Source organism: Streptococcus mitis (genome assembly GCF_946190335.1).
GTDB lineage: Bacteria > Bacillota > Bacilli > Lactobacillales > Streptococcaceae > Streptococcus > Streptococcus mitis_CH.
This window is the reverse complement of the sequence record NZ_CAMHZN010000001.1, coordinates 114,249-141,041: the sequence shown is the minus strand read 5'-3', so window position 1 is coordinate 141,041 and position 26,793 is coordinate 114,249. Positions and strand designations below refer to the sequence as shown.

The following is a 26,793-nucleotide window of genomic DNA, read 5'->3' as shown; positions in this document are numbered from 1 at the left end:
ATAAAGGAAGGAAGACATGGCCTTAGAAGTAATTATGCCAAAAGCCGGCGTGGATATGACAGAAGGACAAATCGTCCAATGGAATAAAAAAGTCGGAGAATTTGTAAAAGAAGGAGAAATCCTTTTGGAAATCATGACTGACAAAGTCAGCATGGAATTGGAAGCCGAAGAAGATGGGTACTTGATTGCCATTCTCAAAGGAGATGGTGAAACAGTCCCTGTAACGGAAGTCATTGGTTACCTTGGGGAAGAAGGGGAAAATATCCCAACAGCTGGAGCAGCAGCGCCAGAAGCTAGCCCAGCACCTGCAGCAAGTGCCTCAAACGACGATGGTAAGAGTGACGATGCCTTTGATATCGTTGTGATTGGTGGAGGTCCTGCTGGTTATGTGGCAGCCATTAAAGCTGCCCAACTTGGCGGTAAGGTTGCCCTTGTTGAGAAATCTGAACTTGGTGGAACCTGCTTGAATCGTGGGTGTATTCCAACCAAGACCTACCTTCATAATGCTGAAATCATCGAAAACATCGGTCATGCAGCAAACCGCGGTATCGTCATCGAAAATCCAAACTTCACTGTAGATATGGATAAACTTTTAGAAACTAAATCTAAAGTTGTTAATACCTTGGTAGGTGGTGTTGCAGGTCTTCTTCGTAGTTACGGAGTTACTGTTCATAAGGGAATTGGTACTATTACTAAAGATAAGAATGTCTTGGTAAATGGTTCTGAATTGCTTGAAACCAAGAAAATTATCCTTGCTGGTGGTTCAAAAGTCAGCAAGATCAACGTCCCTGGTATGGAATCTCCACTGGTGATGACCAGTGACGACATTCTTGAAATGAACGAAGTCCCAGAAAGTCTCGTAATCATCGGTGGTGGCGTTGTCGGTATCGAACTAGGACAGGCCTTCATGACATTTGGTTCAAAAGTGACTGTTATCGAAATGATGGACCGTATCGTGCCAGCTATGGATGCAGAAGTTTCTAAGAACCTTCGCTTGATTCTTGAGCGTAAAGGTATGACAATCTTAACTGACACTAAACTCCAAGAAATCATCGAGGAAAATGGTCAACTTCGTATCAAGGTTGAAGGAAAAGACGATATCATCGCAAGCAAAGCTCTTCTTTCAATCGGTCGTGTCCCAGATCTTGAAGGAATTGGCGATGTTGAGTTTGAATTGGACCGTGGACGCATAAAGGTCAACGAATACATGGAAACTTCTGTTCCAGGCATCTATGCACCAGGTGACATCAACGGTACGAAGATGTTGGCCCACGCAGCCTTCCGTATGGGTGAAGTTGCCGCTGAAAATGCCCTCAAGGGAAACCATGCTGTTGCTAAATTGAACTTGACTCCTGCAGCCATCTACACTCTTCCTGAAGTAGCAGCAGTAGGTCTGACTGAAGAACAAGCACGTGAGAAATACGATGTAGCCATCGGTAAATTCAACTTTGCTGCTAACGGTCGTGCCATTGCCTCAGATGCTGCTCAAGGTTTCGTAAAAGTTATCGCTGATAAGAAATACGGAGAAATCCTTGGTGTTCACATCATTGGTCCTGCAGCCGCAGAATTGATTAACGAAGCGTCAAGCATTATCGAAATGGAAATCACTGTTGAAGAAATGCTGAAGACTATCCACGGACACCCAACCTACTCTGAAGTGATGTACGAAGCATTTGCGGATGTTTTAGGAATGGCCATCCATTCACCTAAGAAAAAATAAAAGAAAGATAGATTAGACTGGAAAGGTGTTTTCCAGTCTCTATCGTATAAAGGGATATCATGAAATATATTATCAATCATTCAAACGACACTGCCTTTAATATTGCCTTGGAAGAATATGCCTTTAAACACCTTTTGGATGAGGATCAAATCTTCCTACTTTGGATTAATAAGCCATCTATCATTGTTGGTCGTCACCAGAACACTATCGAAGAAATCAACCGTGATTATGTTCGAGAAAATGGTATTGAGGTGGTCCGCCGTATCAGTGGTGGTGGAGCTGTTTACCACGATTTAAATAACCTCAACTACACGATCATTTCAAAAGAAGATGAAAACAAGGCTTTTGACTTTAAGAGCTTCTCAACTCCAGTTATCAATACTTTGGCTCAACTTGGGGTTAAAGCTGAGTTCACAGGTCGTAATGATCTTGAGATTGATGGCAAGAAATTCTGTGGCAATGCCCAAGCCTATATCAATGGCCGTATCATGCACCACGGTTGCTTGCTCTTTGACGTTGATTTGTCAGTCCTCGCAAATGCCCTTAAGGTTTCAAAAGATAAATTTGAATCAAAAGGTGTGAAATCGGTTCGTGCTCGTGTGACCAATATTATCAATGAATTACCAGAAAAAATCACAGTCGAAGAATTCCGTGACTTACTCTTGGAATACATGAAAAAAGAGTATCCAGAGATGACAGAATACGTTTTTTCTGAGAAAGAATTGGCTGAAATTAATCACATCAAGGATACTAAGTTTGGTACTTGGGACTGGAACTATGGTAAATCACCTGAATTTAACGTCCGTCGTGGAACAAAATTCACCAGTGGTAAGATTGAAGTCTTTGCTAATGTTACTGAATCAAAAATCCAAGACATCAAGATTTATGGGGATTTCTTTGGTATTGAAGACGTTGCTGCAGTAGAAGATGTCCTTCGTGGAGTGAAATATGAACGCGAAGATGTCCTTAAAGCTCTAGAAACTATTGATATCACACGCTACTTCGCTGGTATTAGCCGTGAAGAAATCGCTGAAGCAGTAGTTGGATAAAAAGAAAAAAGAAGTTGGTTGTAGGACCATCTTCTTTTCTTGATATATATTTTACATAATTTATTTTATGTATTTTATAAACTATCCAAGGCATTCTTTTGTTCATCATTGACGATATGGGTATAGAGGTCAGTGACTTGTGTGCTAGCATGTCCTAGTTGGTGGCTGACTAAAACTTGAGATTTGGTTACATCATAGAGCCTGGTTGCTAGCGTATGGCGCAGTTTATGGGGGGTTACACGGACTTTGAAGTCCTCAGAATACTTAGCAACCATTTTCTCAACGCTGGAAGCATCGATACGATTAGGAACTCCTCTGTAGAGAGTTAAAAAAAGGGCTGTATCTGTTTTTTCCGTCTTATAGCGTTGATTTCGAATGGCCAGATAATTCTCTAAATAAGGCTTGGCGAAAGCAGCAACATTGACCGAGTCACGTTTGCCACCTTTTCTTGTAACGTCAATAACCATCATTTTGAGGTTGAGATCCCTTAAATCCAGGTTAACAGCTTCAGATAAACGGACACCAGACGCCAATAGAAGGGCAATGATGGCCAAATCACGTTCTTTATTTTTGTTAAATGATGAAAGAGCTCGATTAGAAAGTTGTTGTGGGTACTCTTGGTCGATATAAGTTAAAAAACCTTCTGTTTCATCACCTAAAAAGAGTTTTTGCTTGATGTTTTCAGCTCTGGCAGCAAGCGTTTCTTTCTTTTTCTTTGTTGAAATTTTCTTCATTACATTACGATAAAAATAAGGCTCTCCCTGATCGTTTTCAACTTCCTCAGTCAAATACTTATAAAGACTAGAAAGTGCTGATAAGGTTCGATTGATAGTTGTCTGAGAAACTCCTTGCTTGGTCGTATTAGCATTCAGCAAAGGACGTTCACGTAGATAAAGGATAAAGGATTCCATGTCTTTCTTAGACATATTTTCCAAGACAGATAAAGGAATATCAGATATTTTATCAACGTTTGAAATTCCAGACTCCAAAACCCAGCTGAAAAATCGATCGTATTCCTTGAGGTATTCGTACAAGGTTGTAAAACTATAGGGGACAGCAAGCTTAGATTGATAGTATTCCAGAACATACCAGGGCATGGCTTGTTTTAGTTTGTCGATTCGTCCTAGTAAAATCTCGCGTTTCATGTATTTTCTCCATAAATAAACTCTACTAGTAGTATAGCATAGACTCGTATATTTTTCAAGAAAATTATAGTTTTTCGGAAAGATGTTATAGAGCTTTTTAAAAAAGACTTAGATAAGTCTTCGGAGTTTCTATTGTGAATCATTAGCTAGTGCTTTTTCTAGTTTCCAAATACTAAACCAGAATGAAATAGTCAACAGAATAAAGAAAATAATAAAGAACTCACCCACTAAACTTCTGTTAATACTACACAACTGAAGAGCTATATAAGGAGCTATGAGATACAAAATACATTGTATAATTGCTATTGTTTTCTTTTTCATGATTTTAATCTTACTGTACAGATTTGATACAGTAAACTCCTTTCTATCTTTATGCATTATCATTTCTAACTTAATTATAATCTTATTTTTACCAAAGTTCAGTTACTTGTACGTGAGATATCTTGTAAGTAAAAAATAACCGATCTCATTGCTGAGAATCGGTTTTCTAATATATTTAATTAATTAAGAAGTTTATTTTTTACATAACATAAATTATGTAAAAACTCCTACAACAACAAATCTTTGACTTTCCCAATTTCACTTTTTGGAATAACTAGGTGAATCATATCTCCGAGATACATTCTGGTTGAACCGTTAACGGTTTGACTTTTACCGTTATGGACTTGGGTGGTGATGAGGATATTATGTGGTAGGTTGAGTTCATGAACCTGTTTTCCAGCGATTTTGTCAGAAACAGGGATTTCAATGAGAGTGACTTCTCCTTCATCTGTCGCTTCTTCTGGCAACATTTTTTCTAGCATGGCCTCATAGACTGGAGCACCCTTGAGTAAATCCATGATGATGTAGGCAACTAGGGTCACTAGTCCGAGTGGCATGAGATTGCGAATATCTCCTACCATTTCGGTTACCAGAATCATAGCAGTTAAGGGAGCCTTGGATATTGCTCCAAAATAACCACTCATTCCTAGAATGACAAATATAGGGAATTGCTCCTGACTGACAAGTCCAAGATTGACACAAATAACACCAACTAGAGCTCCAAGTAAGGAGCCAAGCGCCAAAATTGGTAGGAAAATACCTCCTGGAAGGCCACTTCCATAACTAATCATGCTCCAAACAAAGCGAATCAAAAAGTAAACTAATAGAACTTGGAAACTAAAATCTTGCTCAGTTAAGGAAAGAACCAGCTGATTCCCACCACCAAGGATTTGTGGTAAGAAAATCCCCACTGGTATGATGAGAATGAAAGCCAGAATTGGATAATAAGCTCTATCCAAATGGATTTTTTGACCAATCCAATCATAAACACTGCCAACATTAAGTACAGCTTTCTCATAGAGAAAACCAGATAGTCCAAGAAAAACTCCCATAAGGAGGTAAATCCAATACTGGTCTAGAGTCATGAGTGGGATATTGTCTGGCATATCCAGTACGGGTGTTAGGCCAAATATGAGTAAAGAAACAAAGTTTGCTACGAGACTAGCTGCGAGAGTAGATACCCAGAAAAAGCGAGAAAAGTGATGATAGACTTCTTCTACGACAAAGAGAAGACCTGCAATTGGTGCATTAAAGGCTGCAGCTAGACCAGCGGCAGCTCCACTCGCAATTAGGGAACGTTCCTCTACTGGACTGGATTTGAGCCATTTGGCAATTCCTTTACCGCCGACCGCTCCGAGTTGAATGCTTGGTCCTTCACGCCCCAGCATAAGACCGCTAGCAATAGCAAGAATTCCTAAAATATATTTTTTCCAAAGTACGCCCCACCAGTTGAGGGTCATGAGTCCCTTTAATTCGGCTTCAACTTGAGGAATTCCTGAACCTTTGATGTCTTTTTCTGACCGAGTTAATTTCGCACTGAGCCAACAAACTATTAAATAAAATAGACCAATGATAAAAAGATTGCGCACTAGATGCGCTTGATCTTGATAAAGTCCTTGTATCAGGTGGAAGCCTTTTTCGATTAAGAAACGAAAGGATCCAACGATAATTCCAACAATGAGACCGACGATGATTCCTCGTCCAACTTGGGATAATATAGTACTTGAGGCAAAGGCAAATTCTTTCTTGGAACTGAGTGTTTCTGACTGTTCCTCCATAATCATTCCTTCTAATTTAACTTTCTTTTTCTCCTGAAACCAGCGATTTAATGGGTTCAAAGCTGGTCCGGTGAATTGGGGTAACTCCTAGTTTTTCGAGTCCTTCCAGGTGTTTAGCAGTTCCATATCCTGCATTAGCAGCGAAATCATAACCAGGAAACTGATGATCGTATTCCTTCATCAATTCATCACGTGTCACCTTGGCTACTATAGAAGCTGCTGCAATTGAAAGGGAATTAGCATCACCTTTGATGATAGATGTTTGTGAAATGGGTAAATCCAGTTTCATAGCATCTATCAAAAGGTGATCAGGTTGAGGACTGAGCTGGGAGATTGCTTCCTGCATGGCCAGTTTGGTTGCTTCATAGATATTGACTTGGTCGATGATCTGATTATTCATGATACCAATGCCGATTGACAAGGCTTTGTCTTGAACCGCTTGGAAAATCTCCAGATGTTTCTTTTTAGGAATTTTCTTGCTGTCGTTGAGACCTCTAATCTTACAATTTTTAGGTAAGATGACGGCTGCAGCAACTACTGGCCCAGCCAGAGGACCTCGGCCGACCTCATCAACACCAGCAATTAAGGTCAATCCTTGATTGAAAAGTTCTTTTTCGTAGGAAAGCATGGATTCCAAACGAAGATCCTCATCCAATTCTGCCTGAATGGCTTTTTTACGCTTGCTGATTTCCTTTTGAACTCCAGAGCGATTATCCTTTTCAAGTTCTAAAAAAATAGGGCTTTCTAACTCCTTGACCGTTGCAAGGAGTTCTTTGATTTCTTTAATCGTCGCCATTGAGGTCTTCCAATGTATCTAAGGTATAGTTACCGAGTTTGCCGTCGCGGACTTCCTTCACGAAGAGACTGTAAAAGCGGTCATAGTCGTCACGGAAACCGAGAGCACGGGTCATATCCATAATAATAACAGGCGCTTCTTCCTCAATTTTCATTTGTTTGAAGCGTTCAGCCAGCTTTTCTGGATAATGTTCTTTAAAATAATTGATACCAAAAATGGTCACCTCATCCATAGGAAGCAACTGGTCTTTAATAGCTCCCGTTAAGGCCAACTTAAGCGCAACAGTTTCATCTTCAAACTTAGGCCAGAGAATTCCTGGCGTATCTAGGATTTCAAGGTCTTTATTGGTTTTGAGCCATTGTTGCCCTTTGGTAACACCTGGTTTATTGCCGACAACGGCAATCTTCTTGCCAGCCAAACGGTTCATGAGAGTGGATTTACCAGCATTTGGAATCCCAATAATCATGGTACGCAAGGTTTCAATTTTAATCCCACGTTCTCTCTGGCGAGCAATCTTATCAGCCATGAGTTTTTTGGCCGCATCTGTTACAACTTTTACAGTTACTTGTTCTTTGGAGTTGATAGCTAGAGTCTGGATTCCCTTTGATTCAAAATACTGACGCCATTCCTTGGTTATTGCTGGATCAGCCAAGTCTGCCTTGTTTAAAATCAAGAGTTTTGGTTTGTCACCAACAATTTTGGTCAACATAGGATTTTGACTAGATAGAGGTAAGCGTGCATCTACCAAAATCGTCACAAAATCAACAAATTTTAAATTGTCCTGCACCTGTCGACGCGCTTTAGACATGTGACCAGGAAACCATTGAATTGTAGCCATAATATATCTCCTTCGGATTGAAAAAAATGTAAAAACGTTTTCTTTCTTGCCTTCTATTCTATCATAAATTATTCTTTTTTGCATAAGCTTTTGTCTAGAAAAGCTATTTTATTAAGGAAAATTGAATGCAATCTCATTTTTTAATATATTAATTTTCAGCAAATACCTATCTCTAATCCATGAGATTATTAAATATAAAATTAGTCGTATTGCATTCAATTAAGTTAATTAATCATCTGATAAAATAATCAAAATATATTTTTATGCAATATCTTTTAGAAGTACTATTAAAACATACCTAATTTTATTTATGAAACTACCGGATAATGGTCTGATTGAAATGAAATTAGAGAAGACATGTTTGTCCTCTCCATCAACTTTTTTATTACTCATTAAATAATTTTTCCAACTGTCTGGTTGCTGATTCAATCTCGTACCCGTTTTCATCTATCAGCTGCTTCACCTTTGCTTTATCAAGCTCTCGATGATCTCTGACAGACAAAATCTTATCTGCCCATTCTTCAAGAGAATCATGCAAAGACAGACTTTTATCATAGTTATTTAGTATCCTTGCGTCTGGTAAATGATTTGCTGTTACAACAGGTAATCCATTTGCTTGTGCTTCAATTAATACAATCGGTAATCCCTCAAAATTTGATGGGAAGAAGAAAACATCTAGAATATTTAGCATTTTTCCGACATTAGTGGTCAAGCCTGTAAAGATGACTTTGTCTGCTACTCCATATTCTTTTGCCACATTTTCTAAAAACTCAGTATCTCCTCTTCCGATAAATACGAGACGAGAATTTGGTTCTTTTTTGACGATTTCAGAAAAAACCTTCACACAAAAACTTTGATTTTTTTGTTTTTCATATAGACGAGAAACTTGCCCTACAACAAAACAATCTTCTGGAATACCATATTCTTTACGAAGTTGAACTTGCTTTTCTTGGTTATATATAAACTTTTCTACCTCAATGGCATTATGAATCACTAAAGCTTTTTCTCTTTCTTGACCATGATAAAAATGGTTCAATGCTTCTGTTCCGCAGGCCCAAAAATCGGTCGCATATTTTCCAACAAAAAGACGATTGACTGGATGAACAAAGCGATAAAATTTATCTGCTGTAGCACAATGTCCATGAACGATTCTTTTTTCTATCCCATATTTCTTTGCCAATTTTAAAAATTCTAAATGTGTCAAGCCATTTTGATTGGACCATACAATATCATAACGATGAGCATTTTTCTTAAAAAAATCATCCCATTCTTTTAAGGCTTGCTGGATATGAGGTCTTAACTTGGGGATTCTATGAACGACTAGAGGATTGCGACAAAGCTTTTTAAAATGATCACTAAATTCAACATCTTCAGGACCTTGTAGTAAAAATTCCAATTCAAATTCAGAGGTATCAATATGGTTATAAAAATCTAGAACAATTTTTTCCAAGCCACCAACATCTGAAACCAGACCACAAACCAATATTCTTTTCATTGATTTCTCCTTATTTTTTAAACTTTAATACTTTTTGAATCATCAGTATGATTTGTCTACCGCCTTCATGATTTCTAAATAGGAAAACGTAGACACCCAATACTATCAAATAAAGGACGATTTTGATGGTCAAACTGAGAATGAAATCTAGCTGAGTTAAGAGGTAGTTATCCAGTAAACTCAAAAGTAGAAAGCTTACCCCTGCGACAGTGAAATCTTGTAACAATGTTTTAAAAAAGTCCTTTGAGGAAGCTTTCAATCCATACTTAAAGGTGCTATAGGGTTCATACCAAGAACAAGTTAGTATTGTGGAACCGATTGTTCCTAATAATATTCCGGCGACTCCTAAATCTAAAATCGCTAAAAAGTAGAGTGAAAGGGAAATATTTAATAAAATCTCGACGATAACTTTTTTATTTTGCTCATAACTTAAGCCATAAACTGAAATCAACGTTAGAATCGGTCTTCTATAAAAAGTTAGGAAAAAATGAAGGACAATCAAAATTTCAACAGTACGATTAAATGAAAATTTTTCCCCTAACCAGATGGTCATAAATGGATGAATGAACATTAAATAGCCTAAGCTAGCAAAATAAATCAGGCTAAAAGCAATAAATTGGTATTTTTTTAGGAATTTAACCGTATCTGCTACTGTCGTAGATTTCGAATGAACTAAGTTACCTACGGAGGAAACAACTGAATTGATCACAGTATTTAAAATCAGTGAAAGAAATCCTAAAACATAGGTATAATTCCCATAAATACCAATAGCTGCTAAACTGACAAAACTTGCCATTAGAATACTATCGGTTTGAAAAACAATCGTTTCTCCAATACTACCGACTATATTTCCTTTGATATTTCGGATGAATTTCCCTTTTTCCTCCTGATTAATGGGTGTTATCTCATTCTTAAACAAGTAACCATACAATCTATCTACAATCCCCGACATGATGATATTCCCTATAAAATTCATCATGATACTGATCAATAGATAAAAGATATAATTTTTGGTAAAGAATAAAATTCCGATTTGCAAGCATACACGAAGCGTATTTAATCCAAAGTCAATCAAAGTCATCATATAATTACGCTGATCGACATAAAGTAAGGTTCGTTTATAGGAGAAAAAATAGCTTGAAGCAGAATTAAATACAAAGAGGAAAAAAATCAAATATACTTCACTATTTACCGTATAATCCTTTATCATATAAGGAAGAAATAAAGAAAGTATAGCGCCCAGTATAAAAATAGAAAAGCCAATGATTCTATATAATTTTTTGAAAAGAATCATAAAGGCATTGATTTTTCCATGTTCTTCTCTGTCTAAGGGTCCATATAGTGCATAGCTCATGGCTCCAGCAACCCCTAATTCTGCCAAAGACAGGATAGAAACTAAGCTAGACAAATAATTGTTTAATCCTAGATAGGTTACCCCAAGTAAATTGATAAAAATAGTTCGATTGATAAAGCCAAGAAGTACTTGAAAAGGTTGCAATGCCAGAGCAATACTTGTATTTAAGGTGGCAAATTCTGTTCTACTTTTTTTCGTGTATTTCATCTATTCCTTTAATTTTCCTTGTAAAAGTTGATCGAGATAACTTCCTGGAAGGACTTCTTCTTTCTTGATTTTATAAGTCGTTTTTAAAATCGGTGTTGTTTTTAACACTTCTTCCCATTCTTTTTCATCAAAAAGATCATGGGCATGGTCTCTTAAAAACCAAACACGCTCAGCTGGTGCTAGAATAGGTAATCTATCCACTAAGTTTTCAAAATAAGGACTGCACTTATATTCGGACAAAATAAAATAATCCATCATCAGGTAATGAATAAAAACTGGATATTTACGAACATAGTAAAGATATAAATCCCGAATATGTTTAAAATAAGGCTTGCCTTTTTTTCCTGCCAGAAAGAAACCTGCCCATTTAAAGTCACCGACAGTTCGTTCCATTTTTTCTGGCTGTAAGGGTGGATGATTCAGAGTAAAGAAGTCACCCTCAAACATTTCTAAAGTTGCATAGGGAGATACAAATAAGGTTGCATCCATCCAAATTCCACCGTATTGGTATAAGAGACTAAAACGAATAATATCGGAATAATGCGCAGCTGATAATTCTTTTTTCTTGTATTTTTCGGTGATGTCTCTTGGAATATTGATGAAATCCGCCAGATTTTCATCCGTCAACAAGTAGAATTCGCAGTCATTTCTTTTGGCGAAGTCTTTTATGGTCTTCATTGAAGCCTGGACCGTCTCAGGCATTTGCGCTTCTCCCTGTTGCCACATTGTCCAAATCATTTTCGGAAATTCTGTTGTTTCTTCCTCTTTTTCATTACTCGAATCAACTAGTTGTGCTTCTTTTCTTAATTTTAGTACAAAATCCAAAAGAATCTTTCTACGAAAATCATAAAACATCTTGTCAGATTTTTGTGCAAGAAAGTAAATACATGTTAGTTTAAGGCCATAATATTTTAAAATTTGACGATAGCGAGCCATTTTTTTTTGTAAGATTTGTAGTTTCATAAACTCTACAAATTCCTTTCACATTTTTCTAAAGCTGTTTTTAGAAAATATCCGTTACGAAGTTTCTCTCCTACTATTTTACTATTTTTAATCAGCTCTTGAAAATCTTCTTCATTAATCGAGTTTAAACAATCTGCAATTTCAAATAATGAATCAACAAGTATTCCACAATGGTTTTTTCGTACAAACTCCGCTAAAGCAGATTGACTCCATACGATGATTGGAAAACCTGATGCTAAATATAAAGAGGCTTTATGTGGGTTATTCATCTTTAAATATTCTCCATACATCCCACTACAAGTATGAGGGCTATCTCCATCCCAGACTAAACCAAAACCGCCATGCAAGTGATTAGAAAGTTCATCAGGAGAAAAAGCACCTTGATAATGAACGTTGTGAGGAAGATTCTCCTCTTCAAAGTTAATGCCATAAATAGAAAAATCTGGCTCTTCGGGTAATTGTCTTGCGTATTTTGTTTTTCGAATATCGAAATTTCCAGCAACTATAGCCGTGTTTTTCTCATAAATTTTCTTCTCTTTATAATGGGGAATCAAATAATCAAATATCTCTAATGGAACGATTTTCTCCTTTGATATTCCTAATCGCACTAGTTCTGCTTTCATCTTTTCATTATGAGCGATAATACCATCGACTTTTTCAAGAACGATTTTATTTTGTAAAAAATGGATAATAGAGTATTTGAAATCTGTAAATGACTTGATTTTTTGGTTTCTCAGGGACTCGATATCGTGAATCAGCAAATAAGCTTTGAATGTTCTTTTTTTTAAAAATCTCGTAAAAATTTGTTTTTTTAAGGTATGCCATAATAATGGAAATTGAAGAACTAACACATCATTTTTTGTCAAAGTGATGGGATTTGAATTATTATTTAGGGAAAAAGGTTGATATCCTGCTTCTAGCATTATTTTTTCAGCATCTAATCTTGCTTTAGATCCTGCATGTTTGGCTTCTGCGTAAAATTCTTTTAAGTAATAATTCATACTACTTCAATCCTCTCCAAAATCTTTTTACAATATATTTTTCAAATCTCCATTGAATGGCTCCAACAACTCTTGAAATGAAGACAATCTTTTGAGGGAATAAGCGATAGGCTCTCATTAAAAATGAGCTACTTGAACTTCTAGCGTAACGATTCAGGTACTCGTCATATTTTTCTTGATAGGGATTTCCCTCAAATATACGGTAGTCGACAACGTGCATCAAAACTAAATGGAATAAGCGACGTTGTACGTATGGGAGTGAGTCAGCATTTCCATCATATAGTTGCTCCACTTTATCACAAATCGTAAACAAATCCAAATTTTTCAAACTAAATTCGCGATTCATAATACTACCAGAACGCACGCGATAATAATATCCTATATAATCGATTTTCACCATTTTATGAATCTGTTTTAAAATTCCCATTCCTCCATACACATCTTCATAAAATAGACCTTCTAAAAATGGAAAATTGACAATCACTTGTCTTCGAAAAAGTTTAGCAACTGCATTCAAACGAACAATATTATCTTTACATAAAGAGACTAAAGCTTCTTGGGCATTCCCTTGAAAAATAATTTTGACATTCTCGGGAGAAGGGATTTCTATTTCTTTTTGATCATTTGTATACCAACATTCTACGATGTCCATTTCTTCTGAAGTCATGTGCTTTAATAATTGCTCCAACATATCATCTTTAATGACATCATCACTGTCTACAAAAGTGATAAATTCGCCTTTAGATTCAATCATACCACGATTACGAGCGCCACTTAATCCTTTATTTGCTTGATTGATTAAGTGAAAGCGAGGATCTTGTTGACAATAGCGCTCACAAATTTCTTGTGAATGATCCGTAGAACCATCGTTAACAAGTATTACTTCAATATTGCTATAAGTTTGACATTGAATACTATCTAAACATTCTTCCAGATACTCTTCAACATTATAAACAGGTACAATGACACTAATCAATTTGTTGAATTTCATTGTTGTTTTCCTTTGTAAATAAGTTCTTTTAAACTATGCATCTTTCTCCATATTCTATTCACAATTGGGAAAGTATAGCGTAAATAGAATTTTGGTGCAAGTCGATACAGTTTAACCATTTTACTACTTCTTGCCACTTCTGGAGATTTTTCTACAAGTTTTATGTATTCTCGTAATTTTTCTTCATATAAATTTTGGTAGGGATTGTTCTTTTCGATAAAATCTTTATGATGGGTCGTTACAATTTGAACTAAAAACTTTCCGATATAAGGGATTAATTTTTCATCTAAAGCAAACAAATCCACTAGTTTATCACAACAAGTAAACAAATCTAGATTTTTCTCAGAAAATCGTCTTCTCATGGTACTGTTTGAATGTTCTCGATAATAGTAGCCTACATAATCAAGTCTTACCATTTTTCGTATAAATTTCAATAATCCTACGCCGTGATAAATATCTTCATAAATAACTCCCGTTAAAAATGGAAAATCTTCCACTAAATGTCTTCGATATAATTTACAGACTGGAGAATAAGACAAACCGTAATTACAACTCTTTATTACAGCTTCTTCTGAATTTCCCTCAAATTCTATTTGAATATTCTCTACTTCCTTTAATTGTTCAAAAACACTTCTAGTAACTCTATACTCGCATTCAACAATATCTATATCTTCATTCATATATTCATTTAAAACTTCTAGATATTTAGTAGATATTACATCATCGCTATCTACAAAAGTGATCAATTCACCTCTAGAAGCAGTAACTCCATGATTTCTAGCAGCACTCTGTCCTTGATTTTCTTGATTGATTAAGTGAAAACGAGGATCTTGATGACAATATCTCTCACAAATAGCTTGTGAGCCATCCCTTGAACCATCATTGACTAGAATCACTTCTATATCCGTATAAGTTTGATGCTGAATACTGTCTAGACATTCTTCCAAATACTCTTCAACATTATAAACAGGTACAATGACACTAATCATAAATAGGCTCCTATTAAATTTTCCATTTTTTTCGAATGTCTAAATATCTTAAATATAAAGGATAAAATATACTTAAAAAATATTTTGGTGAGTAACTATACCATCTTAATAGTTTACTAGAATTGAAAATATCTGATTATTTCTTAGCTATTTCAAAATAGTTATCAATTGCATCAACATATAACTGATAATATGGATGTCCAACTCTTATGTTATACTTTTTAAAATGTCCAATACCGACTAAAAATAGCATATTCCCTACATAAGGTAACCAATTATCTTCTCTAAATTCCTCTAATAATTTTTCGCCAACCTTAAAAATATCAAGATTCTTTTCTGAATATGTCTGATTCATCGTACTAGAAGTATGATATCGATAATAATAACCAATATAGTCAATTTTTCTCATTTTATGAATATATTTTAAAGAGACGATTCCAGTATAAAAATCTTCATAAATTAAATTTTCTAAAAACGGAACTTTCTCCACTATTTCACGACGATAGAGTTTTGCGACTGGACTCCAACTTACTCCATGATTAAAACATTCATATAACGCTTCATTTGAATCCAATTCTTTAACATCAATTTCTTTTCCTTCGGAATTTAAACAATGAATATCCTCGGTTATATTACATTCTACAATATCAATTTCATCAGACATATGCTTATTTAATTGCGACAACAAATTAAACCTTACTATATCGTCACTATCAATAAAAACAATGAATTCTCCTGTAGACTCAGCAACGCCTCTATTTCTTGCAATACTCTGTCCTTGATTTTCCTGATTTATTAAGTGAAAACGAGAATCTTTTCTACAATATTCCTCACAAATTTCTTTTGAGTAATCAGTAGATCCATCATTCACTAAAATAACTTCAAAAGTCGTGAAAGTTTGCTGCCTTATACTCTCTAAACATTCTTTCAAATAGGATTCCACATTATAAACTGGTAAAATTATACTAATCATTATTGTTCATAATCTCCTTCAGCTATAGTTTGTGAATCAACATTTTAAAATTATTCCATATTTTATCAATAAACTGATATACTGGATGAGTAATTATTGTAAAATATTTAGGTGCCATTAAATAAAGTCTTAGTAAACGGTATTTACCAACAACTTCTTGAGATTGCTTTGCGATAAAAGCACACTCTCTGATAAAATTTTCATATACATCAACATATGGGCTCTTCCTCGTAATTCCATCTCTTTGATAATGGCTAAGTCCAAGATAAAACATAAAGTATCCAATATACGGTAATAAATATCCATCATCTTGGAAAGATTCGATTAATTTATTTCCTACTGTAATTATATCTAAATTTTTCTCACTAAAGGATGTCGTCATAATACTATTCGGACGAACTCGGTAATAATATCCTTTTAAATCAACAGCTACCATTTTTCGGATATATTTTAGATAATTCATTCCGGTATAAACATCCTCATAAATAATACCTTCTAAAAATGGAACTTTTTCAACGATTTCTCTTCTATACAGCTTTGTAAATGCACAAAACTTTACTTCTTTAAATGCTATACATTTTATAATGGATTCAGGTGAATTACCTTCGAAAACAACTTGAATCGGTTTATTCTTCTGTAATTCTTCTTTATTTTGAGTTAAATTACATTCTACTAAATCCACATCAGGCTTCATATAGGAGAGTAATACTTCTATAATATTCTCTTTAACAACATCATCACTATCGACAAACATGATATATTCGCCAAGGGAATCTTTCACACCACGATTTCTGGCTACACTTAGACCTTGATTCTTTTGATTAATCAATCGGAAGCGATTATCTGTTTGGCAAAAATGCTCACAAATAGCTTGGGATCCATCTGTAGAACCATCATTGACTAAAATGACTTCTATATCTTGATAGCTTTGCTTTCGAATACTTTCTAGACATTCTTCCAGATATTCTTCAACATTATAAACTGGAACGATTACGCTAATCATTTTCCTCTTTCCCTCTTGTATGATACTGCTTCATTCTTCTATCTTGTCTTCCCTAATGCCATTTTTCCATTTCCATATAGAGTGATAGAAAGGAAATAGGATGGTGTTGTAATATCTTGGACACAGCTTATAAAGTCTAATCATACGCGAACTTTTGGCTACCTCAGGATTTTTCTTGGTGATAGTTACATAGTCGGCTAATTTTTGATTATAGACTTCTGCATAGGGATTTCCTTTTTGAATATAGTCTTGATAATGCATGGTTGCTACATGAACTAGGTATTTACCAATATAAGGAAGAAGTTCTTCCCTATCAGAATACAAGTCTATCAATTGGTCACTGACGGTAAAGACATCCAAGTTTTTGGGAGTAAAGGTTCGATGCATGGTACTAGTCGCGTGTTGCCGGTAATAATAACCAACATAATCAATCTTAACAATCTTTCTGATGTATTTAAGCATGCCTATTCCGCTATAGATATCTTCAAAAATGAGCCCTTCTAAGTAAGGAATAGCTTCAACAATGCCTCTTCTATAGAGCTTTGTGACTGGATTGACACTTAGTAGGTGGTTAGGGACAACTTTCACTGCCTCTTCAGAATTGCCCTCAAAAAGAATCTTGATATCTTGAGACTTTTCAGCCAAGAATTTCTTTTTATGAACGGTGAACTGACTTTCCACAAGATCGACGTCGTCACTCATATAGTGCATCAAGGTTTCTAAATAATTTGCTAGGATCATGTCATCGCTATCTACAAATGCAATGAACTCGCCTCTTGAAGCTGTTACACCCGTATTTCGTGCAACACTTTGACCTTGGTTGCTTTGATTGATTAATCGGAAACGCTTATCTGCTTGGCAATAACGCTCACAAATAGCTTGTGAGCCATCTGTTGAACCATCATTGACTAAAAGGACTTCAAGGTCTGTGTAGGTTTGATTTTGAATGCTTTCCAAACATTCTTCCAGATAAGTTTCTACATTATAAACGGGTACGATTACACTAATCATTCTTTATCCTAACCTTATTTCTTTAATCCAATTTCATCCAAAAGTGTCTTTGTAAAATCTTTTTGAATGGCGTTAACCTTGTTATTAACTTTTTTTCGTTCGTCAATATAAGGATCTTCAGATTTCATGACACTCTCTAGAAATTCTAATAAATCATGCGAATCACGAATGACACTTCCCACCATTAAACTCTTCACATCTTCAAATACAAAACCTCGTTTTTCTTTGTATTCCTCATAATCATTAATGGTGAATGCAACTGGCCTACTTAATAAATAGTAATCTAAAAATACTGAAGAATAATCTGTAATTAATGCGCTGGTTGTGCCCAAAAAGGTATATAAAGTCCCATACTGCTCACTGATGATATCTTCTGTCAATAGATGAATCGTCGCATAATTCATTTCAAATTTCAACTGAGATTCCTCAAGAGGATGGAGTTTAATGTAAAGTTCATACCCATGATTTGAGAGTAGTTCGTCAATGTTTTGAAAATCCTCTTCTTCTAAAGAAAATATCAGTGCTGCTTGGCTATCATGATAGTTTTTAGAATTACGGTAGGTTGGCATCCAGATGATTTTCTTCTCCTCTTTCTCTTTAAAGAGCTCATCATTTCGAATATTGCCAACAAGAAGCATCTGCTCGTCTTTAGCATTAAAGGCTGCTTTCATGATTGGAGTAAATAAATCTGAAGAGGAGACTAATTTTGTAAAGAAATTATAGTCAATCTTTTCCATGCCAACTTCAAGATTCCCAATTTTTTTCAAGGGCATTCCATGCCACAAGTTGACAACCATCTGCTTTGGAGTAGGTTTGATGGGATACTTGCCAAAAGAATAGAAAAAATATTTAGATGTTAAAAAATAAAAGAAACCTCGATAAATAGAAACATACTTCACATCATGTTCTTTTTCTAAATGATAAAAATCAGTTGAAGCACAAATAATTTCATAAGTTTCCTGATAGTCATTATCCACTAAATAGTGATATAGGGTTCTAAGATTATCTCTAAACCCCCAATTAGAATAGAGAACAATTCTGTTCCTTTTCTTGGGAATAATTTTATTTATCTTATAAGTAAAATCACTTACTTTAAAAAGTAAGGGTTTCAAATAGTTGATCATTCTCTTTTTAAACCTTGCTTATAAATTTCTTTTAAATTTTGAACATTTTCTTCAATGTCAAACCGCTTTAGGTGTTCATTCAGCTGTCGTTGCTTCTCCTTGAAAGGCATTTTTTCTATATAGTTCACCCATTTAACCTTATCTAGTGGCATAGCTGTACAGAGTTCATCAACAATCTGAGTTGTTTGATCAATTGTTTCATTCATGATAATATTGACTCCAGAACATTGAGCTTCTACCAGTACCATTGGGAAACCTTCATACAAAGAGGGAAAGGCAAAAATATCAAAGGCTGAATAAAATTTATGAACATCTTCTCTTTTTCCTGTAAAGATAATATTCTTCAATTCCTTACTTTTTCCTTCTAGAATTGAACGATCTGGTCCTTCACCAACAAAGAAAAAAGTAACATCAGGCAATTCTTTAGCAATTTCAATCAAAAAACTCTGATTCTTGAAAGGATTTAAAATACCAATCATCCCAACTACTTTTTGATGTTCAGCTATATGAAACTCTTTGCGAATTTCTTCTCGAAAAGTTGGAGAAAACCGATACTTGTTGATGTCAATTGCATTTGGAAGGATTTGAAATTCTTTTTTTTCAAATATCTTCAATCCAGCTAATTGACCACAAGAGATACGATGGGTCGCATTTTTCAAAGCTAAAAAGACCAAAAATCGATTGCGAATACTTTTTAACCAAGTGTCTGAAAATTGGCTACTATGATTGTGGTAAATCCTAACTGGAACACCATTTTTTCGAGCATAGTAATTATGTATAAAAGCGGTTATAGGATTATGAACATGTAGAATGTCAATTTTATTATTTTCATAAAATTGTCGGCACTCTCTCGCATAGGCAAATAGTTTAGAAATCTTTAGGGCAGGAAATACAATTCGTTTAATTTCTTTTTCATCTAGGTATTGATTAAATGGGAAATGAGCGTCACCATTTGATTCGCCCACCATATATTCAAACTCTTGATCATCAGTTGGGATATGATTTTTGATGAAACTTTGTACCCCGCTCATGGTATTCCTTACACCACCTGTTACATGTATGACTTGATATTTCATCCTAGTTTCCTTGATTCAAATCATTCTTTATCTTAGAGGTTGAAATTTCTTTTGTTCGTGGTAAGTAAACAACCTCTATCCCCATATCACTTAAATAATCAAATTTGCCCTGCCAATCATCTCCAATGACAAACACATCAGCATGATACTTTTCGATGTCTGAGATTTTTTGATCCCAATTTTCTTCTGGTATAACGAGATCCACATATCTGATAGCCTCTAATAGAGATTTTCTTTCTTCGTAATCAAAATAACATTCTTTATTTTTTTCTAGTCTATTAAATTCATTGGTAGAAAGCCCGACAATGAGATAATCTCCCAAGGATTTTGCCCTTTTTAAAAGATTAATATGACCGTAATGCAATAAATCAAATGTTCCGTATGTAATGACTCTCTTCATAACTTCCTAACCACCTCTACATTTTCTCTCATATTTTTCTTATAGACCCATTTCCTAATTGAATTTGGAAGAATTCGAATCGCATTACGAAGGAAAATATTTCTAAATAATTCTACTAGAGTAATATCTCTTCTGCGATAAAAATCTAATTGGAGCATAAAGTCAGTCTTTACATACAGGAAACCGCCCCTCCGCAGATAGCTTGAATCATTTGTCTGCATGACTACTAAAGGTTCCTGGATATTCAAAAAATCCTTAGTTGGATTATCGTGTAACAATCTCATTGTGAGGTCATAATCCTCTAGATAGCGGAACTTACGATAATTACCAGCCTTCAAGATATATTTTTTTTTCATCATACTCGATGGATTATTAAAGGGATTTCTCATTTTCGAATATTGACGAATTTCGGCTGTAGTTTCTGGTACTTTCTTTAAGGCGGTAAACTCTGTATTTTTCTCTAGGATATTGGAACCAACCATGATGAGGTTGGGATTTTTTTCAAAGGCTGCTAATTGCTTCTCAAACCTTGTTTCTAGAGAATAGTCATCACTGTCCATTCTTGCAATGAATTCTGTTTGGCATTGATTAACTCCAAAGAGAGAGGCTGGTCCTGAGCCTAAGTTTTCAGGTAAATGAAAAACCTTTAAAATTGGAATCTCTCTCTGTAACTTTTGGATTTCTATTTCTAACTCTTCAGTCAATTCGCCATCACAAACTAAAATGATTTCTGTCGGTTTAAGGGTCTGTTGATAAGAACTTAGTAAACTTTTCCTTAAATTTGTAGGAGTCTCTTTTTTATAGACTGTCGTTAGAACTGAAAATTTCATTTTATAACTCCTAAACCTAATTTCCAAATAACCAATCAACAATAACTGAACGGTAGGGAACGACATGGTACCAGTCAGCTTTAAAATAAACAATGACTAGAAAGATTGAAGCGTAAACCAATATCATCAAATAAAATAAAATCCATTGAACTTTTTTGTCACCTATTTTAGATAAAATCATAGGGATATATAGGCAAATAAAGGGGGTAAAATAGTGTGCGAATCTGCCAAAAAGACTTGTTTGCAAAGTTGACGCAGTAAATAAAAAGGAGATAAAGAACAAAGTTCTTATAAATTCTTCTTCAGTCGATAACTTCTGTTTTCTAATCACTAATTCACCAAAGACCAGAACGATACCATACCAAATTGTTAAAAATACAGGTGCCCATTTATTGCTTTCCAAAAACCATGATGATTCCAGATAGGAAGTATACTGAGGGAAGAAAGAAATAAAGATAGTTGCAATTTGTTTGATAAAAGGTAAGATGATTAGAAATGCAAGGAACACAAATTGGTATATTCTTTTATTTAAAACGATTTTTTTAAGGGGGAAAAACAAGAGGCAGACGATACCAGATGTATGAAATAAGGGAGTTAGTAAGATAAATACCCATGCTAAAATCTTCTTGTTTTTTACTACGTAGTGAAACCCTAAAAAACTTAAAGCGATCGCTAGACCTTGCCTGATATTTGATAAAGAATAAAAAAAGAGTCCTAACGAGCTGAAGTAAATCAGTAAACTCATGTAAACATTTTTAGAATGCTTATAAAGCACAAGAAACCAGGCAACTAAAGTTATAAAGGCATAGGCAAATAATAAAAATGGATAGTGATCACTAAAGTTTCTTAGAAAAATGTTACTTACTAAATAACCAAGTTCAAATCGAGAACGAAATAGATTTGATAAATCCGGAAGTTGTAAATGATTTGATTCAAAAATATGGATATAAGTTCCTAAGTCTCCTCCGACGCTAGAAGTACGAAAACCCGCAATGATTAAAAAAAAGAAAAAAGTCGGAAGAACAAGGAAACCTAACTCTTTTACTTTATCCTCATATTTTAATGAGAAAAAGGCAAGGAAAGAGATATAGACGAACATTAAAAGATAGATTGTCATTTTTTCTCTCCTGCCTTTCAAATAGTTAGTTTAATAATAGTAATAATAGGTATCTTTATGTGAATCAATTTTATTCATTATCACACCAAGTAGTCTAGCTCCAACATGGTCTAATCTTCTTTTTGCTTCTATTATTTGTCGTCGTTTTGATTTTTTGATATCTACTACCAGAAGGGTAGCATCCGAAATACTGGCTAAAACTTGGGCATCAGTTGCTGCTAGCAAGGGAGGTGTATCGATAATGACATAGTCATAAAAATCCTCAAATGCTTTAAGTGTTTCATCCATAGAAGAACTAGCTAACATCTCAGAAGGATTAGGCGGAACAGGTCCTGAAGTCAGTACATCTAAATTCACATCATTTATCGTCAAATGATTAATAGAATCTACTCCTGACTTCTTTAATAGAAAGGTACTGAGTCCTTCAGTGTTATTTAGCTCGGTTAATTTATGTTGAGTTGGTTTACGCATATCCGCGTCTATGATAATCACTCTTTTCCCCTGTTGGGCCAAAGAAGCGGCAAGATTGATACTGACTTCACTCTTGCCTTCATTGGGGTTGGCACTTGTAACGACAATGATTTTAATATTTTTTCCAAATTCTGAGAACTGAAGATTACTCCTTAAAGTTCTAAAGGACTCAGCTACGATGGATTTACTGTTATGAATAACTTCGATATGCATGTCACTCACCTCTTCTCTTTCTCTCTATAGTCGGAATCATCCCGAGAACAGGTGTTCCCACTAACTCTTCCAAGTCTTCGTAAGAATCAATCGAATCACTCAGTACATATTTGATGAAAATAACATTAAATCCTACAAAAGAAAATACTAGAATAGATACAAGAAGATTCTTCCATAGAACGGGATAAACTGGAGAATCACTTCCCAGTGCTTCTGTAACAACTGACAAGTTGTCGCGCCCTAATCTATCTGCTGTAAATTTCTTGTACTGAGACACATACTCTTTAATATAACGTTCAGCTAAATTTCGATCTAGTCCTCTCACTGTTATTGTGACCAACTGAGAACCTGAGTCATTTGTTAATTTAACAGACTTGATTTTTGAAATTTCATCTGGTGATAAGCTTAATGCTTTATTGGTCTCATCTTTTACAGGGGGAAGATCTGCTATCTCTAAATAAGTCTTAGCTTGTCTTTGAAAGAGGTTTATAGCTTCAATCGTTTGCGCATCATTATTTTGCCCATTTGTTTGACTTGAAGTGTTCTTCATTATGAGCTTAGAGGATACACTGTATATAGGAGAAATGATAAAAACAGTATATAGACCAACTGCTGTCGTCCCTACTATAGTAAATAGAAGTAAAAATAGTAGTTTGCTTTTTATCAAAGAAAAAACTCTATTAATATTTTTATTAAAAATAGTCATATTATTGTTTGTTTCCTTTTATTTATTTTTTCTTTCTTAGAACTACCTAGATCCGTTCCCGGTAACCATCACTTTAATTGTTTTTAATAGTATAAGAAAATCTAACTTGATACTTTCGTGATTGATATAGAATAGATCGTAGACTAATTTATCTTTAGGAGTTAATTCATAACCACCATTTACTTGAGCCCATCCTGTGATTCCTGGGCGGACAGCTAAACGTTCATTAAAATTAGGGATATCTTTCAAAAATTCATTGATAAACTCTGGTCGTTCTGGTCGTGGTCCAATAATGGACATCTCACCTTTAATTACATTAATGATTTGTGGTAATTCATCAATTCGTGTTTTACGAATAAAACGTCCAACTTTTGTAATGCGTGTATCATTTTTGCTCGCCCATTTATGACCATTCTTTTCAGCATCTTGATACATGGATCGGAGTTTATAAATTGAAAAACTTTGTCCATTTAAACCAATTCGTTCTTGTATATAAATAGGATTACCACTTGATTCGATTACAATAAAGATACATGCTATTAAACAAATCGGGATAATTAATAGTAATGAGGGTATAGAAATTAGAAGACCTATAATTCTCTTAATTCTCCTATACATAAGCATCATTCTCCTAGAAAAAACTAAGGCGCACACATATATATGCGTGCGCCACTCACTACGTTGATGCATATATATATATATATATAGTCCTGAGTATAAAAAGCTAGAACTAATAAAAATATGTATATTTACCAAGAATTAAATCATACAGTTCAATATAACATAAAAAAATAAGATTTTCAAGCTTACGTGATTAAAATACAGGAAATATACCTAAATTAAATGTTGCTAAATATTTTTGTTCGATATAATCAACTGAGGATTTACTAAAAATAATTCTTCTGCTCTTTCCTTTCCATACTGATGACTAATTGCGTCAAATGCTTGCTTCATATATGGTGGTCTTGAGCTTAGATTATGCATATCGCTAGCCACACAGTGAACTAGATTATAGGATAGAAAATACTGAGCTCTTTTTTTGAGTAAGCGATACTTATCCCCAAACATTTTAGGCTTAAGAACACTTGAACTATTTATTTGAGTATAACATCCCATATCTATCAGCTCTTTAACTCTTTTTTCATTTTTTTCTAGTTCAGCATAGCGTTCAATATGGGCAATGACAGGTCTAATACCTAACAATAAAACTTTATTTACTGCATTGCGGATTTCCCAATAGGGGGTGGTCGGGCTGAATTCAATCAAAGCATATTGTGTATCGTTCAGAGTAGGAATCTGCTTGCTTTCCAATTTGTCAAGAGCATCTTGGGTGAAGTATATTTCAGCTCCATATAAAAGGGTTAAGTCGGGCAGTTCTTTCTTAGCAAGTGCTTGAACCTCTTTAAAGTTGGTCATAATTGTATCTTCTGGAGTTTCAAACATATTTTTACGACGATGTGAAGTGGATACAATTGTACGAACTCCCTGTGAAAAAGCTTCTTTCAGAAGAGCTAGGCTTTCTTCTTTTGTGCTTGGTCCATCATCTACACCAAAAACAATATGAGAATGGATATCAATCATGTAATATTTCCTTATATAATAGAGTTTTAGGCGCTGTAATAAATAATTCAACACATATATATAAGTTTTTGAATAACCTATAAATATTGGTTTATACAGTTTGTTTTCCTGATGTTATTATACTACGAAACATTAAAATAAGCTAGTTATAATTAAGTCTCTCATAATATTTTAAAAGTTATCCAGTATAATAAAGCATATATAAATAAGTGTGTTTTGTTTTCGAATAAATCTGTTGAGAATAATAATGACACTGACTATTAAAACTAACACCTACCATGGAATTTCCACGGTAGGTGTTAGTTATATCAATAATCGTTCTAAAAATGGTTTGAGGCAGTTGAGGAGAATCCCATCTATCCAGCTTTCTTGTGCTGATGATAGATGGTCTGCCTGGAGGCTTTCTTTTAAAAAGTCTCGGACTTGTTCTGGTGTGATTTCAAACTCAAAAGCTTTCATTTTATAGAAAAAGTCGAGCAGATGGTCTGACAGATATTCCGTTGAAAATGCCACTTCTCCACTTTTTCGATATGCTAATAAGAGGCGAGCAAATCGGGCTTTTTCTTCAGGAAGGTCACGAAAATAGGAATTGAGGAGCCAAGTCTGCTTCTGTTTTCTTTCAACTGGATCCTGACTCGCAATTCGTTGGTCTTTTTCCAGCTCTTTTTGATATTGTTTGGCCTTGATGGCCCGTTCTGTTCTATTTTTACCAAAAAGAATTTTCTCCCATTTGCGTTCTTCTTGAGTCAGGGTTTCTGTAAAACCAAAATAATCTTGATAAGCCCGCTCTGCTGGGCCCATGGCTAGAACTAGATTGTCTGCATACTGCTTGGCTATTTTATCCCTCTTCTTGCGCTCTTTCTCTGCCTGAATACGGAGTTCTTGTTCGTAGTCAATTTTCTCCTTACCTAGCTTGACAAGGTAGAGTTGGTCATCTGGTTTTCCAAGTAAAAAGGGTTTGATACACTTTTCAAGGACTTCTTCCATCCGAGCCTTTTTCTTGGGCTCTGCCTTAGTCCAACTTCCTCCCTGAAAGACTTCTAAGAAAAGCTGGTAGTCACTCTCAGGCGCAAATTGATTGCCACGATTGGGTTTGAAAACACCTTTTTCCCAGAGCCATTTTAGAAGTCGCTCGTCAAAGTCACTTTTATTGACCTTGATTTTTTCCTTTTTCTGGGCTTTTCTGGTCAGATTTTCAACCTTTCTGAGCAGTTTTTCTTCCTCTTCCAGTTGCTGGTCAAGGGTCAATCGATGAAAATGACGAACACAGTCGCTACCAATCGGAAAGAGGCGTTGACCTGTGACACCGTTAAAGAGTTCGTAGGCGTACTTGATGGCATTTCCACAGACACAATTGCTACGGCCGATACCGTTAAAAATCAAGGAAACTTCATTCCATTCCTTGGTAGCTTGTTCCCAAGTATCAGCTTTTGAAGCCTGTAAAACCGCATCATGCAGGGATTTTCTAACTGGAAGTGTCATGAGGTCTCCTTTCTAATACTCAATGAAAATCAAAGAGCAAACTAGGAAGCTAGCCACAGGTTGCTCAAAACACAGTTTTGAGGTTGTAGATAAGACTGACGAAGTCAGCTCAAAACACAGTTTTGAGGTTGTGGATAGAACTGACGAAGTCAGTAACCA

The 26,793-nt window shown here is 35.0% G+C and carries 25 protein-coding genes; 2 read left to right on the top strand and 23 right to left on the bottom strand.

The genetic code is table 11. The features are described 5' to 3' along the window. Nucleotides 1-16: 16 nt before the first annotated feature. Together lpdA and N8O43_RS00760 are read left to right on the top strand one after the other, a co-directional pair. Complete coding sequence (gene lpdA, locus N8O43_RS00765; RefSeq protein ID WP_261089083.1) at nucleotides 17-1,720, top strand: dihydrolipoyl dehydrogenase; 1,704 nt, start codon at nucleotides 17-19, stop codon at nucleotides 1,718-1,720. 59 nt (nucleotides 1,721-1,779) lie between these two features. After that, on the top strand, nucleotides 1,780-2,769 hold the full coding sequence (locus N8O43_RS00760; protein ID WP_049515227.1) for a lipoate--protein ligase: 990 nt from the start codon (nucleotides 1,780-1,782) through the stop codon (nucleotides 2,767-2,769). A 74-nt stretch (nucleotides 2,770-2,843) separates the two neighbouring features. Here the strand turns inward: N8O43_RS00760 and xerS are convergent, their stop codons facing one another. The 23 genes from xerS to N8O43_RS00645 form a co-directional block, all read right to left on the bottom strand. After that, complete coding sequence (gene xerS / locus N8O43_RS00755; protein ID WP_261089079.1) at nucleotides 2,844-3,914, bottom strand: tyrosine recombinase XerS; 1,071 nt, start codon at nucleotides 3,912-3,914, stop codon at nucleotides 2,844-2,846. A gap of 548 nt (nucleotides 3,915-4,462) precedes the next feature. Then, nucleotides 4,463-6,013 carry a ClC family H(+)/Cl(-) exchange transporter gene (locus N8O43_RS00750; RefSeq protein ID WP_261089078.1) on the bottom strand — a complete coding sequence of 517 codons (1,551 nt, stop codon included), beginning with the start codon at nucleotides 6,011-6,013 and terminating at the stop codon, nucleotides 4,463-4,465. A gap of 16 nt (nucleotides 6,014-6,029) precedes the next feature. Then, complete coding sequence (locus N8O43_RS00745) at nucleotides 6,030-6,809, bottom strand: ribonuclease HII (RefSeq protein WP_261089077.1); 780 nt, start codon at nucleotides 6,807-6,809, stop codon at nucleotides 6,030-6,032. Then, the gene (gene ylqF, locus N8O43_RS00740) at nucleotides 6,796-7,647 is read right to left on the bottom strand and encodes a ribosome biogenesis GTPase YlqF (protein ID WP_261089075.1); all 852 of its coding nucleotides are present in this window, start codon (nucleotides 7,645-7,647) and stop codon (nucleotides 6,796-6,798) included. The genes N8O43_RS00745 and ylqF overlap by 14 nt, the downstream gene beginning before the upstream one ends. Before the next feature lie 385 nt (nucleotides 7,648-8,032). Further along, nucleotides 8,033-9,142, bottom strand: coding sequence for a glycosyltransferase (locus N8O43_RS00735; RefSeq protein ID WP_261089074.1), 1,110 nt, complete (start codon nucleotides 9,140-9,142; stop codon nucleotides 8,033-8,035). 10 nt (nucleotides 9,143-9,152) lie between these two features. Continuing rightward, nucleotides 9,153-10,703: a lipopolysaccharide biosynthesis protein gene (locus tag N8O43_RS00730; RefSeq protein ID WP_261089073.1), complete on the bottom strand. Its 1,551-nt coding sequence runs from the start codon at nucleotides 10,701-10,703 to the stop codon at nucleotides 9,153-9,155. Further along, on the bottom strand, nucleotides 10,704-11,666 hold the full coding sequence (locus N8O43_RS00725) for a capsular polysaccharide synthesis protein (protein ID WP_261089072.1): 963 nt from the start codon (nucleotides 11,664-11,666) through the stop codon (nucleotides 10,704-10,706). A gap of 5 nt (nucleotides 11,667-11,671) precedes the next feature. Then, on the bottom strand, nucleotides 11,672-12,667 hold the full coding sequence (locus N8O43_RS00720; RefSeq protein WP_261089071.1) for a glycosyltransferase: 996 nt from the start codon (nucleotides 12,665-12,667) through the stop codon (nucleotides 11,672-11,674). Nucleotide 12,668: 1 nt separating this feature from the next. Beyond that, a complete protein-coding gene (locus tag N8O43_RS00715) occupies nucleotides 12,669-13,658 on the bottom strand; it encodes a glycosyltransferase family 2 protein (RefSeq protein ID WP_261089070.1) in 990 nt (329 codons plus the stop codon). After that, nucleotides 13,655-14,647 (bottom strand): glycosyltransferase family 2 protein, encoded by a 993-nt coding sequence (locus tag N8O43_RS00710; protein WP_261089068.1) that lies wholly within the window; start codon nucleotides 14,645-14,647, stop codon nucleotides 13,655-13,657. Before N8O43_RS00710 ends, N8O43_RS00715 begins: the two co-directional genes overlap by 4 nt. A gap of 136 nt (nucleotides 14,648-14,783) precedes the next feature. Continuing rightward, nucleotides 14,784-15,620, bottom strand: a complete 837-nt coding sequence (locus tag N8O43_RS00705; RefSeq protein ID WP_314726000.1) for a glycosyltransferase family 2 protein — start codon at nucleotides 15,618-15,620, stop codon at nucleotides 14,784-14,786. A gap of 22 nt (nucleotides 15,621-15,642) precedes the next feature. After that, nucleotides 15,643-16,623, bottom strand: coding sequence for a glycosyltransferase family 2 protein (locus N8O43_RS00700; RefSeq protein ID WP_261089067.1), 981 nt, complete (start codon nucleotides 16,621-16,623; stop codon nucleotides 15,643-15,645). A 30-nt stretch (nucleotides 16,624-16,653) separates the two neighbouring features. Beyond that, nucleotides 16,654-17,634, bottom strand: a complete 981-nt coding sequence (locus N8O43_RS00695) for a glycosyltransferase family 2 protein (RefSeq protein ID WP_261089066.1) — start codon at nucleotides 17,632-17,634, stop codon at nucleotides 16,654-16,656. A 14-nt stretch (nucleotides 17,635-17,648) separates the two neighbouring features. Next, on the bottom strand, nucleotides 17,649-18,746 hold the full coding sequence (locus N8O43_RS00690; protein ID WP_261089064.1) for a CDP-glycerol glycerophosphotransferase family protein: 1,098 nt from the start codon (nucleotides 18,744-18,746) through the stop codon (nucleotides 17,649-17,651). Nucleotides 18,747-18,754: 8 nt separating this feature from the next. Further along, nucleotides 18,755-19,834, bottom strand: coding sequence for a glycosyltransferase (locus N8O43_RS00685; RefSeq protein WP_261089063.1), 1,080 nt, complete (start codon nucleotides 19,832-19,834; stop codon nucleotides 18,755-18,757). Between the two features lies 1 nt (nucleotide 19,835). Then, nucleotides 19,836-20,234, bottom strand: a complete 399-nt coding sequence (gene tagD / locus N8O43_RS00680) for a glycerol-3-phosphate cytidylyltransferase (RefSeq protein ID WP_261030723.1) — start codon at nucleotides 20,232-20,234, stop codon at nucleotides 19,836-19,838. Then, nucleotides 20,231-21,064 (bottom strand): glycosyltransferase, encoded by an 834-nt coding sequence (locus N8O43_RS00675; RefSeq protein WP_261089060.1) that lies wholly within the window; start codon nucleotides 21,062-21,064, stop codon nucleotides 20,231-20,233. Before N8O43_RS00675 ends, tagD begins: the two co-directional genes overlap by 4 nt. 16 nt (nucleotides 21,065-21,080) lie before the next feature. Continuing rightward, entirely contained in the window at nucleotides 21,081-22,181 is a 1,101-nt protein-coding gene (locus tag N8O43_RS00670) for an EpsG family protein (RefSeq protein ID WP_261089059.1), read from the bottom strand. A gap of 30 nt (nucleotides 22,182-22,211) precedes the next feature. Next, the gene (locus N8O43_RS00665) at nucleotides 22,212-22,865 is read right to left on the bottom strand and encodes a CpsD/CapB family tyrosine-protein kinase (RefSeq protein ID WP_045611653.1); all 654 of its coding nucleotides are present in this window, start codon (nucleotides 22,863-22,865) and stop codon (nucleotides 22,212-22,214) included. Between the two features lies 1 nt (nucleotide 22,866). Further along, a complete protein-coding gene (locus N8O43_RS00660) occupies nucleotides 22,867-23,415 on the bottom strand; it encodes a YveK family protein (protein ID WP_228112187.1) in 549 nt (182 codons plus the stop codon). A 198-nt stretch (nucleotides 23,416-23,613) separates the two neighbouring features. After that, on the bottom strand, nucleotides 23,614-24,189 hold the full coding sequence (locus tag N8O43_RS00655) for a sugar transferase (protein ID WP_052691054.1): 576 nt from the start codon (nucleotides 24,187-24,189) through the stop codon (nucleotides 23,614-23,616). 231 nt (nucleotides 24,190-24,420) lie between these two features. Next, nucleotides 24,421-25,152, bottom strand: a complete 732-nt coding sequence (gene cps4B / locus N8O43_RS00650; RefSeq protein WP_261089057.1) for a capsular polysaccharide biosynthesis protein Cps4B — start codon at nucleotides 25,150-25,152, stop codon at nucleotides 24,421-24,423. Nucleotides 25,153-25,455: 303 nt separating this feature from the next. Next, entirely contained in the window at nucleotides 25,456-26,634 is a 1,179-nt protein-coding gene (locus N8O43_RS00645; protein WP_261089055.1) for a hypothetical protein, read from the bottom strand. Nucleotides 26,635-26,793 lie beyond the last annotated feature (159 nt).